We start from the raw sequence: 13,230 nt of genomic DNA, 5'->3' as shown, positions 1-13,230 counted from the left end.
ACGATTATGACTTGCCAGGTGAAGGTGCTCCCCAGCGGGCACGCATTCGGTGTCGAAGCGCATGAAACCATTCTTGAAGCCGCGCTGCGCCAAGGCGTGGGCTTGCCCTACGGCTGCCGCGACGGCGCTTGCGGCGCCTGCAAGGGCAAAGTGGTGGAGGGCGAGGTGAGCCAGGACGGCTTCCAGGAAAAGGCGCTGTCCGCCGCCGAGCGCGCGCAGGGCATGGCGCTGTTCTGCTGTGCGAAGCCGAAAGGCGACATCAGCATCGAGGCGCGCGAAGTGACCGGCATCGGCGACATCCAGATCAAGACGCTGCCGTGCCGCGTCGAAGCGATCGAGAAAATCCACGACGTGGCGGTACTGAAGCTGAAGCTGCCGGTATCCGAGCGTTTGCAGTTCCGCGCCGGCCAGTACATCGACATTCTGATGAAGGACGGCAAGAAGCGCAGCTTCTCGATCGCCAACGCGCCGCATGACGATTCCTTTCTGGAGCTGCACATCCGCCATCAGCCCGGCGGTTCGTTTTCCGAATACGTGTTCCATCAGATGAAAGAGCGCGAGATCATGCGCTTCAAGGGCCCGATGGGTTCTTTCTTCCTGCGCGAGGAATCGGACAAGCCCATCGTGTTGATCGCCAGCGGCACCGGCTTCGCGCCGGTCAAGGGCATCATCGAGCATGCGATCCATCACGGCATCACCCGGCCGATGAAGTTCTACTGGGGCGCCCGCACCAAGGCCGATCTGTACATGGCGGAGCTGGCCGAGGGCTGGGCCGCCGCGAACCCGAACATCAGCTATGTGCCGGTGTTATCCGAGGCGTTGCCGGAAGACAATTGGTCCGGCCGTACCGGGTTCGTGCACCAGGCGGTGTTGGAAGACTTCGCCGACCTGTCCGGCTACCAGGTTTACGCCTGCGGCGCGCCGGTGATGGTGGAGGCTGCCCACGGCACTTTCATCCGCGAGCGCGGCCTACCGGAGGGCGAATTCTTCTCCGACGCCTTCTTCCTGGCTAAGGATATGGGCGGCGGCAAATAATCAGCACAAGCCTTTGATCTGTATATAAAAAGCCCTCGGCTCGCGTCGGGGGCTTTTTATTTGTCCTGCATCAAATCGCCGGGATGGGCGGTTTGACCTGGGTCAATTCCATGGTTTAAAGAGTGGTTATTATGTCGCTGGCAAGTCAATTGAAACCGCATGCCGGTAGGAGGGAACCATGGAGTTGCTGACCCTATTGTTGGCCGACGATGTCGGCCGTTTGAGCCTGTTGACTATCGTGGTCGCCACCGTGGTGGCTTTCGGGGCTTTGTGGGTGATTTTCCGGAACATGAACAAGCCGGGCAAGTAAGGATTACCCCTGTCGTTTTCAGTATTTCCTCTTGATGTGTGTGTTGGCGGATACGGTGGTGGGCCGTATCCGTTTTTTTTTGCCCGCCGCGTCGCAAATTTGTTCTGTATCAGACTATTTCCGTTTCGGGCTTTTCGCCCGGCATTGCCTTTCTATGCTTAAGAGTCGCTGGCGCAAGCCTGCAAAGGATCTGAACCAAGGAGCGCTTGCGCAGTCGGCGCCAGTCGCACGACAAGATGGCGCGACGCGGGGCCAGGCGTTCTGTCACGCATGGCACCTGTTCAAAGTCTTGTTGCCAACCGCACGGCGCTGTCGACAGGCCAGGCGCATGGCGAAGGGCAGGCCCTGTCCATCCCGGCAACGCGGCAGATAGCCCTTTGGCCTGGCTGCCGCTTGCTGCCGGTAGAGACGTTGAACAGATGCTGAGCGCGCATTTCCGCCGTTCCGGATTCAGCTGTCCATGACGCCTTAATGCAAGCCTTGGTCGCATTCCCCGGAAGTCGCCGGATTGATGGCTGGGCCTGCTTGATGCAAATCAACCTAACAACCGACACAGCTGGAAAGCCTGGTTTTTCGGGGTATACCATAATTTCAGATGATAAGAATTTAATAATGTAATGCTCGGTTTACATACCAGATCGGAGAACGAAAATGTCCACTGAAACTGCAACCCAAGCCGGCTTGGCCGAGGGCGCATCGCCCAGGCTGAAGCTGGGCGCGCTGACGGCGCTGGTCGTCGGCTCCATGATAGGCGGCGGCATCTTTTCCTTGCCGCAGAACATGGCGGCTGGAGCCGGTGCCGGCGCCATCCTGATCGGCTGGGCCATCACCTTTGTCGGCATGCTGGCGCTGGCCTTCGTATTCCAGATGCTCGCCTCGCGCAAGCCGGAAGTGTCCGGCGGCGTGTATGGCTACGCCAAGGCCGGTTTTGGCGACTACATGGGCTTCAACTCAGCCTGGGGTTACTGGATCTCGGCCTGGATCGGCAACGTCTCCTATTTTGTGGTGATGTTCTCGGCGCTGGGCTTCTGGGTGCCGGCCTTCGGCGACGGCAATACCCCCATCGCCATCGCTTGCGCGTCTGTGGTGCTGTGGGGCCTGCACTTCCTGGTGCTGCGCGGCGTGCACGGCGCGGCCTTCATCAATACCGTCACCACCATCGCCAAGCTGGTGCCGCTGGCCCTGTTCATTCTATTGATCGTGTTCGCCTTCAAGGTCGATACCTTCAACCTGGACTTCTGGGGCAGCGCCAAGCTCGGCTCCATCGTCGATCAGGTGAAGAGCACCATGCTGGTGACGGTGTGGGTGTTCATCGGCATCGAGGGCGCGTCGATGTTCTCCGGCCGCGCCGAGAGCATGAAGGATGTGGGCAAGGCCACTGTGATCGGCTTCTTGCTGACCATCGCGCTCTTGGTCGCCGTATCGGTGCTGTCGCTGGGCGTGATGACCCAGGCTGAACTTGCCGCGCTGAAGAATCCGTCCACCGCCTACGTGCTGCAGAAAGCCTTCGGCACCTTCGGCGCCAACCTGATGAACGCGGGCCTGGTGATCTCCGTCGGCGGCGCGCTGCTGGCCTGGACCTTGCTGGCCGCCGAAGCGCCTTACCTCGCCGGCAAGGACGGCGTGATGCCCAAGGTGTTCGGCACCGTCAACGGCAACGACACCCCGGCCGCCTCGCTGTGGCTGACCAACGGCCTGATCCAGCTGTTCCTGCTGATCACGCTGAAGAGCTCGGCCGGCTACCTGGCGCTGCTGTCGCTGGCCACCTCGATGATTCTGATTCCCTACCTGCTGTGCGCCGGCTACTCCTTGCTGGTGGCCAAGCGCGGCGAGGGCTACGCCCAGGGCGAAAGCACCGCCAAGGAATTTTGGACCGCCGCGCTGGCCACACTGTATGGCGCCTGGCTGATCTACGCCGCGGGTCCCAAGTATCTGTTCCTGTCCATGGTGCTGTACGCGCCGGGCCTGCTGTTCTACCTGTGGGCCAAGAAAGAGCAAGGCCGCAAGCCGTTCAACCTGATCGAAGCCGTGCTGGCCGCCATCGTGGTGGTGATGGCCCTGATCGCGGTCTACATGCTGGCGACCGGCCAGATCGGCCTGTAAGCGAAAGATTTTGAAACCAGTGGGGGCGGATGCCCGCCCCCGAAGTCAGACAAGACTCAAGGAGTAGCGTTATGACCAAGTTTGGTGTTCATTCTGAATGCGGCAAGTTGCGCACCGTGATGGTGTGCCGTCCCGGCCTCGCCCACAAGCGCCTGACCCCCGACAATTGCCATGACCTGCTGTTCGACGACGTGATCTGGGTGGAGCGCGCGCAGAAGGACCATGCCTACATGGTCGAGCAGATGCGCGCCCGCGGCATCGAAGTGATCGAGGTGCATGACGCGCTGGCCAAGGTGCTGGACGACAAAGCCGCCCGCAACTGGATCCTGGACCGCAAAGTCAAGGCCGACAACGTGGGCATCGGCATGCTGTCCGACCTGCGCAACTGGTTGAACGAAATGCCGTCGTCGCAGCTGGCCGACCACCTGGTGGGCGGCATCGCCAAGTTCGAGCTGCCGTTTGACCCGAAAGGCCTGTTCGGCGGCTACCTGGACCGTTCCGACTTCGTGCTGCCTCCGGTGCCGAACAGCCTGTTCCAGCGCGACCCGTCTTGCTGGATCTATGAAGGCGTGACGCTGAACCCGATGTACTGGCCGGCCCGCCGCCAGGAAACGCTGATCCTGCAATCGATCTATCAGTTCCACCCGTACTTCGCCGGCAAGGTCAATATCTGGTGGGGCGGCTGCGACACCGATCACGGCCCGGCCACGCTGGAAGGCGGCGATGTGATGCCCATCGGCAACGGCGTGGTGCTGATCGGCATGGGCGAGCGCACCAGCCCGCAGGCCGTGGTGCAAGTGGCCAAGCGCGTGCTGCACCGCGAGGGCGGCGCCAAGCGCGTGATCGCCTGCCAGATGCCGAAATCGCGCGCGGCGATGCACCTGGACACCGTGTTCAGCTTCCTCGACATCGACCTGTTGTCGGTGTTCCCGGACGTGGTTGACGACATCACCTGCACCAGCATCTACGCCGGCGACCGCGAAGGCGAAATCCGCTTCGAGCGCCACGAGGGCGTGAAGCTGGTGGACGTGGTGCGCGAGGCGCTGAACCTGAAGGAAATCCGCGTGATCCAGACCGGCGGCGACGCTTACCAGCGCGAACGCGAGCAATGGGACGACGGCAACAACGTGGTGGCGCTGGACCGCCGCGTGGTGGTGGCCTACGACCGCAACACCTATACCAACCGCCTGATGCGCGAGCACGGCGTGGAAGTGATCGAAATCCCGGCTTCCGAACTGGGCCGTGGTCGAGGCGGCGGCCACTGCATGACCTGCCCGATCATCCGCGACGAAGTGAAGGTGTAAGGCTGTTTGACCCGGTCGGCGCGTCCGGCCGGGGCTGAAAATACTCATCTAGTTTGTTTGCAAAAAGACAGGTTGACCGCTGCCTCCACGGGGACGGCGGCCCGCTTGCCCAGACTCTAATCAGGAGCAACATCATGGCTTTCAATCTGCGCAACCGTAACTTCCTCCGCATGCTGGACTTCACCCCGCGCGAAATCCGCTACATGCTCGACCTGGCCCGCGACCTGAAGCGCGCCAAATATTCCGGCACCGAACAGCAACACCTGAAGGGCAAGAACATCGCCCTGATCTTTGAAAAAACCTCCACCCGCACCCGCTGCGCCTTCGAAGTCGCCTGCTACGACCAGGGCGCCAATGTCACCTACCTCGGGCCGTCCGGTTCGCAAATCGGCATCAAGGAATCGATGAAGGACACCGCCCGCGTGCTGGGCCGCATGTACGACGCCATCGAATACCGCGGCTTCGACCAGCACATGGTGGAAACCGAGCTGGCCCGGTTCGCCGGCGTGCCGGTGTACAACGGCCTGACCGACGAATGGCACCCGACCCAGATGCTGGCCGACGTACTGACCATGTGGGAAAACAGCGACAAGCCGATCTCGCAGATCAGCTACACCTACCTGGGCGACGCCCGCAACAATATGGGCAACTCGCTGCTGGTGATCGGCGCCAAGCTGGGCATGGACGTGCGCATCGGCGCGCCGAAACACCTGTGGCCGACCGACGAGCTGGTGGCCGAGTGCCGCGAAATCGCCGCCAAGACCGGCGCGCGCATCACGCTGACTGAAGACGCCAAAGCCGCGGTCAAGGGCACCGACTTCATCCACACCGACGTCTGGGTGTCGATGGGCGAGCCGGCCGAAGTATGGGCCGAACGCATCCGTCTGCTGAAGCCGTTCCAGGTCAACAGCGCGCTGATGGCCGCCGCGGAAAATCCGCAGGTGAAGTTCATGCACTGCCTGCCGGCTTACCACAACAGCGAAACCAAGGTGGGCAAGGAAATCGCCGCGCAGTACCCGGAACTGGCCAACGGCATCGAAGTGACCGAGGACGTGTTCGAGTCCGAGGCTTGCATCGCCTTCGAGCAGGCCGAGAACCGCATGCACACCATCAAGGCCATCCTGGTGGCTACGCTGGGCGATTAAGCCTGGGCTTGGGCCGGCGAAGTCCGGCCCGATCACACATCAACCGGCCAAGGCCTCCTGACCGGGAGCCTTGGCCGGCGTCGTTGAAAGAATGAGGAAGGAAGAATTATGCGAGTCGTCGTAGCTTTGGGCGGCAATGCCCTGCAGCGTCGTGGCGAGGCCATGACCGCCGACAACCAGCGCGCCAACGTCAAGGTGGCCGCCGAGCAACTGGCCGCCGTGACCCGGCTGGGCCACAACCTGGTGATGTGCCACGGCAATGGCCCGCAAGTGGGCCTCTTGGGTCTGCAGAACGATGCCTACGCACGCCACGTGGACGAGAAAGTCACGCCGTATCCGCTGGACGTGCTGGGCGCGCAGACCGAGGGCATGATCGGCTACATGGTTGAGCAGGAGCTGGGCAATGTGCTGCCGTTCGAGGTGCCGATCGCCACCATCCTGACCCAGACCGAAGTGGACGCCAACGATCCGGCCTTCCAGAACCCGACCAAATTCGTCGGTCCGGTTTACTCCAAGGACGAGGCCGAGAAGCTGGCCGCCGACAAGGGCTGGGCGGTGAAGGCCGACGGCCAGTACTACCGCCGGGTGGTGCCGAGCCCGAAACCGAAGCGCATTTTCGAAATGCGGCCGATCAAGTGGCTGATCGAAAAGGGCGCGGTGGTGATCGCGGCCGGCGGCGGCGGCATTCCCACCATGTATCAGGGCGACAAGCTGGTGGGCGTGGAGGCGGTGATAGACAAGGATCTGGCGTCCGCCTTGCTGGCGCGCGAGATCGACGCCGATTACTTCGTGATCGCCACCGACGTGAAGAGCGTGTTCGTCGGCTGGGGCACCCCGGAAGCCAAGGCCATCCGCCAGGCGCACCCGGACGAGATGGACAAGCTGGGCTTCGCCGCCGGCTCCATGGGGCCGAAAGTGGAGGCCGCTTGCGAGTTCGCCCGCCTGACTGGCAAGAAGGCTGTGATCGGCGCGCTGGAAGACATCGAGAAGATCGTCAAGGGCGAGGCCGGCACCGTGATTTCCACCGGCAAGCCTGGCATCGAGTGGTACTGAGCGGATAGCGATTCCGCGCCAAGCGAAAGGGCTGCCGACGGCAGCCCTTTTTCATGCCGGCGGCGGGCCGGCTTATTCCGACTTCAACTGGCGGATCAGATCCTCCAGCTCGGCCGGGTCGGGCGGCAGGCCGTCGCGGTCCGGCGCGGGATCGGCGGCCGGCGCTTTGACATTGCCCTGCGCGACGGCGTCGGTGATCTGGTCGTTCACTGCTGTGGGAAGCGCCATGGCCGGTCTCCTTGGTTCAAGTGGTGGGCGGAAGTCCAGATTAGCCGTCTGACCGGCAAACTGGAATCGTTGCAACTACGCAGTCATTTGCAAGGCCTCCGTCAGGCCCAGTTCACGCGCGTGGCGCCGCGCCAGGTCCTGGCCGGCGCGATAGCCGGCGTCGTACAGCCGCGACAGGTTGGAGTAAGACCAGTCCAGCTCCTCGCTGAATCCTTCCCGGCGGATGTGGGCGTCGAAATTGACCTTCAGCACCTCGGTGCGCGGATGGCCTTGTTCGTCGCGGTTGTGCAACGCCTCGAACAGGCGCAGGTCGTCGCGGGCGATTTCCGTCAGCGGCGCGATGATGGATTGCACCCAGGCGTCGTACAGATTGCGCGGCGGATGCAGCAGCTTGCTGCTGCCCAGCACGTCGAACACGATGGTGTAGTCGATGTGGGGATGCAGCTCGAACAGCCGCTTGAAGTTCAGCGTGTCTATCGCCGCGCCCTCGATGTAATAGTCGTCTCCCAGCTTGTACGGCGGGTAGATGAAGGGAAAGGACAGCGCCGCGAGGAAATGCTCGTGGGTGACTTCGCTCTTGCCCCAGCAGCGCATTTCCCCCCGGCTGACGTTGTAGGCGTTCAGGTAGAATTCGCCCGGCAGCGACTGCAGCTTGGAGAAATCCACCACCTGATCGATGAAGGGCACGTGCGCGCACAGGCCCTGGCTATCTGAGGTGAGGCCGCTGGGGCACAGCGCGGCCAGCGCGAGAGAGGTCCAGTCGGCGAACAGTCGATGGGCTGGGCTGCTGTCGGCCTGCCGCTGTATCGCCTGCAGAAAGGGATTGTTCGACAGCAGCGAGCGCCAGGCGTCGGCCAGCGGGCCGGGCTTGTTGAATACCTTGTAGTTGACCGGGAACAGGTTGTAGATCCGGTCGGACACGCCCATGTCGGCCAGCCGGGACAGCGCCGTGAGGGCGTCGCCCTGGCGCGGAGCAGCGTACAGCAGGCCGACGATGGCGCCGGCGCCGGAGGCGGAAATGATGTCGAACTTGACGCCGGCTTCGGTCAGCGCGACCAGGGCGCCGGCCATCAGCGTGGCGTTGGGCGCGCCGCCGCCCAGCACCAGCGCGATCGAGGGACGTTTGAATTGTGCCATCGCATGCTTCTCCATCGTGGATTGCCATAGGGAAATGCCGCTGGAAAATACAAATGCATGGCTGAAGTATGGCCGGAAAACCGCTTTTTGCAACGCAACATGCAGATGCGCCGCTGTGGCGGAAAAGACGCATCCCTGATGTCATGGCGCAGAACAATGAAAGATACCTTGCGATACAAGGTATCTTGTCATACAGTTCACTCAGACATCCGGGTGCAGCAGTTTACCGATGTTCCTTGTAATGCAAGGTATCGTGTATTGCCAGTCGGTGAGGAAGGCAACAATGAAGACGCAATTGAAAAAAGGCACGCTGGACATGTGCGTGCTGGCGGCGCTGTCCCAGGCCGACAGCTATGCCTACGAGCTGGTCAGCAAGCTGTCGCAGGGCATGGACATCAGCGAAGGCACCATCTACCCCTTGATGCGCAGGCTGCAGAACGAATCGTGGGTAAGCACCTATCTGGTGGAGTCGTCGTCGGGGCCATCGCGCAAGTACTACAAGCTGACCGAGGCGGGCAGGCGAGAGCTGGAGACGATGCGGCGGGAATGGCAGGAGTTTGTGGCCGAAGTGGAAAACGTGCTGCGGGGCGGCCCGGCGGCAGCGACAGAGGGAGCGCAACAATGACACGCAAGGAATTCCTGAGGCAGCTGGAGCAAGCGCTGTCCGGCCTGAAGCCGGAGGCGGTGCGCGAGATTCTCGCCGATTACGACGAGTATTTCAGCGACGCGCAGGCCGATGGCCGCGACGAGGCCGAGGTGGTGGAGGCGCTGGGCAGCCCGCAGAAGCTGGCGCGGGAGCTGAAGGCGCAAACCCATTACCGGCAATGGCAGGAGCATCGCTCTTTCGCCAACCTGACGCGGGTGGTGGCGTCGATCGCGGGGCTGGGCGTGCTGAATTTCATCCTGGCCATCCCCTTGCTGGTCTATCTGCTGTTTCTGACAGTGGGCTACATCGCGTCGGTCGGCTTCCTGCTGTCGGGGCTGGCGGTGGTGCTGGCCTGGGGCAGCCACAGCCTGTTCGGCTGGCCGCAGTTCACCAGCGACGGCTCAGGCTGGTATATCGGCCGCTATGGCGACAGCGGCGCCGAAATGGCTTGGCGCAGCGAGATGGACGACCACTCCGGGCAGGTCTGGATCGACAAGGGCTTGCTGATGCTGGAGCCGGACGATGGCGACCGCTTCGAACTCAAGACCAGCCAGGGCGCGCTGCTGCTGGTGTCCAAGTCTGGCGGCAAGCTGGCGGTCGACGCCAGCCAGCCGGCGGTGCGCGAGCTGGCCCGGGTCGATGACGGCCAGGTCAGCATCGACGGCGGCGCGATCCGCGAATTGAAGCTGCGCGAGGACAGCGGGGACGTATTCACCGCCCGGGTCGACGACGGCAAGCGCCTGGAGACGCTGGATGTGTCCGCCGGCGGGACCGTGCTGAAACTGGTGGCCAGCGGGCCGAACGGCAGCATCTCGCTGAAGGATGGCGACAGCACGCTGGAGATTTCCGAGCGCAGCATCGAATTGAAGGACGGCATGGACCATATCCAGATCGATGCGCTGCCGGGGCTGTCGGTGGGCATGAGCGCGCTGGTGGTGGGGCTGATGCTGCTGCTCGGCGGCTCGCTGGGGCTGGTGTTCTGCGTGTGGCTGACCCGGCTGACCTGGCGCGCGCTGGTGGCTTACGTGAAGTATCAGATTGAACTGGTGTCCGGCAAGGATGGCGAAAACGCCGCGGCCTGAACCTTAAATTTGCGATGGGAGTATGGATCATGAAGAACGATGCCTGCCTGCAACAGTTGCAACTGACCCTGGTCGAATTGCCGGAAGCCGAATTGCGCAAGATTCTCCGCGATTATCGCGGCTACATCCGCGGCGCGGTGGCCGACCGCGCCAGCGAAAGCCGCTTGCTGGCCGTGCTGGCCGATACCCGCCAGCTGGCCGCCGGGCTTTCCCGCCGATCCGGCCGGGAGAGGCTGGCCATCCATGGCCTGGCGCTGGCCGCCGCGCTGGCGGCCACGCTGGCCGGTTACTGGCTGTTCCTGAACTGAAACGCTTGCTGAGGAAAACCGAGATGAACATCGTCAAGATTGGCTGCGGGCTGCTGCTGCTGCTGCTGCTGCTGGGCAGCGCGGCCGCGCGGGCGGAGGACGCCGCCGGCATCGACCGGCTGAATTTCAACGGCGACGCGCTGAAGCTGGAGCTGAGCGCCGACGCCGCCAGGCCCTACAAGCTGGATGTGGAGAAGCGCAACTGGTCGGACGCAGACTGCAAGGTGACGGTGACCCGGATGGGGGGAGACCTGACCTTCCAGGTCAAGCTGAACAAGCCGGTCGGCGACCGTTGCAAGCTGACGGTCCGCGGCAACGTCAAGCCCGGCAAGCAGGTGGGCGTGGATATGCGCGCGTTCGACGGCGACCTGAACGGGCGATTCTCCTCGGTGCAGATGCGCGGACAGGCGTTGAAAGTGGATCTGAAAGGCGTTTACGGCGCGGTGGCGCTGAGTGGCGACGCGGTCAAGGCCGAGGTGGACGCCAGCGTCGATGATCTGAAGGCCAAGGGCCAGGCGGTGAATCTGGAGTTCGACGGCACGACCCGCGGCGTGGCGCTGGAAGGGCAGGCGGTGAAGGCCGACCTCAAGCTGCGCGGCGCGCAGCCGGCGGCCAGCGTCGACGTCAAAGGCCAGATGGTGAATCTGGATTTCCATGCCGACCGGCAGGCCAAGCTGGATTACCAGGTCAGCGGGCAGGCCAGCAAGGTCAGCGGCGACTGGGCCAACACGTCCGGCGCGCCGCTGAAGCTTAGAGTCGGCGGTTCGGCGGTGAAGGTGTCGCTGGAACGCAACTGATTGCGGTATGACTCCGTGTCCCTTTGCCCGGCAAGCCCGCCGGGCTTTTTTCATTGCGCCATGAAAAACGGAGCCGTCGGCTCCGTTTTCAACATGCGCAGGCGAGAGTCGCGCTCAATGGCCTTCGTAGCTGCAGACGGTGAACAGGTCCAGGCCGCCGTCGCGCACCAGCTGGCCGCCGCCCAGCTCGGGCAGTTCGATGATGGCGGCGGCTTCCAGCACGTCGGCGCCCATGCGCTTGAGCAGCTTGTAGCCGGCCATCATGGTGCCGCCGGTGGCGACCAGGTCGTCGATCAGAATCACGCGGTCGCCCGGTTTGCAGGCGTCGGTGTGCATTTCCACCGCGGCGTTGCCGTATTCCAGCTCGTATTCTTCTTCCACCGTGGTGAACGGCAGCTTGCCCTTCTTGCGGATCGGCACGAAACCGACGTTCAGCTCATAGGCCAGCACCGAGCCGATGATGAAGCCGCGCGCGTCCAGGCCCGCCACCAGATCCACCTTTTCCATCATGTAGCGATGGACATAGATGTCGATCAGCATGCGGAAGGTTTTCGGATTCTGCAGCAGCGGGGTGATGTCGCGGAACATCACGCCCTGTTGCGGCCAGTTGGGCACGGTGCGGATCCAGCCCTTCAGGTAGCTGGAGTAGTCGAGGTTGCTGAGGTTTTCCATGGGCCTATTGTACTTCGAAATCAAGAGACTGTGCCGACTGGCGTCGTTCAGAAAAAACGGCCCGCCGCGAGCGGCAGGCCGTCGGATGAGCCGATTATTGTGCGTTCAGTGGAAGAAAGCCAGCTTGAAGATCCACAGCGCGGCGATGATCACCACCGCCGGGCGAAGGTCGGAGAAGCGGCCGGCCAGGATCTTGATCACCGCGTAGCTGATGAAGCCGAAGGCGATGCCGTCGGCGATCGAGAAGGTGAACGGCATCGCCAGCGCGGTCATCACCGCCGGGGCGGATTCGGTCAGGTCGTTCCATTCGATTTCGGCCAGGCCCCGCGCCATCAGCACGGCGACGTAGCACAACGCCGGCGCGGTGGCGTAGGCCGGCACGGTGGCGGCCAGCGGCGACAGCCACAGGGCGGCCAGGAACAGCAGCGCCACCACCACGGCGGTCAGGCCGGTGCGGCCGCCGACGGCGGTGCCCGCGGCGGATTCGATGTAGGCGGTGGTGGACGAGGTGCCCATCGCGGCGCCGGCGGTGATGGCGATGGAGTCGGCCATCAGCGCGCGCTTCAGGCGCGGCAGCTTGCCGTCCTTGTCCAAAAGGCCGGCGCGGTGCGACACGCCGACCAGGGTGCCGGTGGTGTCGAACAGGTCGACGAAGAAGAACACGAAGATCACGCCGATCAGGCCGGCATGCAGCGCGCCCTGGATGTCCATCGCCATGAAGGTGGGCGCCATGCTCGGCACCGGGGCGACGATGCCCTTGAACGGCGACAGGCCGAGCGCGATCGACAGCACGGTCACCACCAGGATGCCGATGATGATGGAGCCCGGCACCTTGCGGTATTCCAGCGCCACGATCAGAAAGAAGCCGAAGATGGCCAGCAGCGTGGTGGGCTTGTGGATGTCGCCCAGCGTCAGATAGGTTTCCGGGTGCGGCGCGATCACGCCGGCGTTCTTCAGCGCGATGATGGCGAGGAACATGCCGACGCCGGCCGAGATGGCGAACTTCAGCGACTGCGGAATCGCGTTGACGATGGCCTCCCGCACCTTGAACAGGCTGACAGCCAGGAACACGATGCCGGAAATGAACACCGCGCCCAGCGCGGTTTCCCACGACAGGCCCATGCCCTTGACCACGCTGAAGGTGAAGTAGGCGTTCAGGCCCATGCCCGGCGCCAGCGCGATCGGGTAGTTGGCCACCAGGCCCATGATGGCGGTGCCCAGCGCGGCGGCCAGGCAAGTGGCGACGAACACCGCGTTCAGGTCCATGCCGGTGGAGGACAGGATCAGCGGGTTGACCAGGATGATGTAGGCCATGGTCAGGAAGGTGGTGAAGCCGGCTATCACCTCGGTTTTGACCGTGGTGCCGTGCTCTTTGAGCTTGAAAAAGCTTTCCAGCAGTTGCATGAAGAA

At 63.3% G+C, this 13,230-nt stretch carries 14 protein-coding genes; 10 read left to right on the top strand and 4 right to left on the bottom strand.

Annotated elements, in window-relative coordinates:
* Positions 1-6: 6 nt before the first annotated feature.
* The 6 genes from LQR33_RS15710 (at position 7) to arcC (ending at position 6,950) form a co-directional block, all read left to right on the top strand.
* Complete coding sequence (locus LQR33_RS15710) at positions 7-1,035, top strand: CDP-6-deoxy-delta-3,4-glucoseen reductase (protein WP_231469632.1); 1,029 nt, start codon at positions 7-9, stop codon at positions 1,033-1,035.
* Between the two features lie 178 nt (positions 1,036-1,213).
* On the top strand, positions 1,214-1,345 hold the full coding sequence (locus LQR33_RS15705) for a DUF3149 domain-containing protein (protein WP_021478740.1): 132 nt from the start codon (positions 1,214-1,216) through the stop codon (positions 1,343-1,345).
* Positions 1,346-1,996: 651 nt separating this feature from the next.
* Positions 1,997-3,448, top strand: a complete 1,452-nt coding sequence (gene arcD, locus LQR33_RS15700; RefSeq protein WP_021478741.1) for an arginine-ornithine antiporter — start codon at positions 1,997-1,999, stop codon at positions 3,446-3,448.
* Positions 3,449-3,519: 71 nt separating this feature from the next.
* Entirely contained in the window at positions 3,520-4,752 is a 1,233-nt protein-coding gene (locus LQR33_RS15695; protein ID WP_166439725.1) for an arginine deiminase, read from the top strand.
* A gap of 134 nt (positions 4,753-4,886) precedes the next feature.
* Positions 4,887-5,897, top strand: coding sequence for an ornithine carbamoyltransferase (locus tag LQR33_RS15690; RefSeq protein WP_221668051.1), 1,011 nt, complete (start codon positions 4,887-4,889; stop codon positions 5,895-5,897).
* A 108-nt stretch (positions 5,898-6,005) separates the two neighbouring features.
* On the top strand, positions 6,006-6,950 hold the full coding sequence (gene arcC / locus LQR33_RS15685; RefSeq protein WP_221664058.1) for a carbamate kinase: 945 nt from the start codon (positions 6,006-6,008) through the stop codon (positions 6,948-6,950).
* A 72-nt stretch (positions 6,951-7,022) separates the two neighbouring features.
* On the opposite strand, the gene LQR33_RS15680 is transcribed toward arcC, so the two are convergent.
* Positions 7,023-7,178, bottom strand: coding sequence for a hypothetical protein (locus LQR33_RS15680; RefSeq protein ID WP_166439724.1), 156 nt, complete (start codon positions 7,176-7,178; stop codon positions 7,023-7,025).
* Positions 7,179-7,253: 75 nt separating this feature from the next.
* Entirely contained in the window at positions 7,254-8,315 is a 1,062-nt protein-coding gene (locus LQR33_RS15675) for a patatin-like phospholipase family protein (RefSeq protein ID WP_221668050.1), read from the bottom strand.
* A 283-nt stretch (positions 8,316-8,598) separates the two neighbouring features.
* On the opposite strand from LQR33_RS15675, the gene LQR33_RS15670 reads away from it, so the two are divergent.
* From LQR33_RS15670 to LQR33_RS15655, 4 genes are read left to right on the top strand one after another with little or no spacing between them, the layout of a single operon-like run.
* Complete coding sequence (locus tag LQR33_RS15670) at positions 8,599-8,940, top strand: PadR family transcriptional regulator (protein WP_021478747.1); 342 nt, start codon at positions 8,599-8,601, stop codon at positions 8,938-8,940.
* Positions 8,937-10,043 carry a DUF1700 domain-containing protein gene (locus tag LQR33_RS15665; RefSeq protein ID WP_221664054.1) on the top strand — a complete coding sequence of 369 codons (1,107 nt, stop codon included), beginning with the start codon at positions 8,937-8,939 and terminating at the stop codon, positions 10,041-10,043. Before LQR33_RS15670 ends, LQR33_RS15665 begins: the two co-directional genes overlap by 4 nt.
* A 29-nt stretch (positions 10,044-10,072) precedes the next feature.
* A complete protein-coding gene (locus LQR33_RS15660) occupies positions 10,073-10,351 on the top strand; it encodes a DUF1700 domain-containing protein (RefSeq protein WP_021478749.1) in 279 nt (92 codons plus the stop codon).
* A 23-nt stretch (positions 10,352-10,374) separates the two neighbouring features.
* Positions 10,375-11,148: a hypothetical protein gene (locus LQR33_RS15655; protein WP_231469630.1), complete on the top strand. Its 774-nt coding sequence runs from the start codon at positions 10,375-10,377 to the stop codon at positions 11,146-11,148.
* Between the two features lie 114 nt (positions 11,149-11,262).
* On the opposite strand, the gene LQR33_RS15650 is transcribed toward LQR33_RS15655, so the two are convergent.
* Both LQR33_RS15650 and LQR33_RS15645 read right to left on the bottom strand, forming a co-directional pair.
* Complete coding sequence (locus LQR33_RS15650) at positions 11,263-11,820, bottom strand: adenine phosphoribosyltransferase (protein WP_021478751.1); 558 nt, start codon at positions 11,818-11,820, stop codon at positions 11,263-11,265.
* Positions 11,821-11,925: 105 nt separating this feature from the next.
* On the bottom strand, positions 11,926-13,224 hold the full coding sequence (locus LQR33_RS15645; protein WP_231469628.1) for an NCS2 family permease: 1,299 nt from the start codon (positions 13,222-13,224) through the stop codon (positions 11,926-11,928).
* Between the last annotated feature and the right edge of the window lie 6 nt (positions 13,225-13,230).

Source organism: Chromobacterium piscinae (genome assembly GCF_021129175.1).
GTDB lineage: Bacteria > Pseudomonadota > Gammaproteobacteria > Burkholderiales > Chromobacteriaceae > Chromobacterium > Chromobacterium piscinae.
The sequence above is the reverse complement of the archived record's forward strand: the minus strand, read 5'-3'. Positions and strand labels throughout refer to the sequence as shown.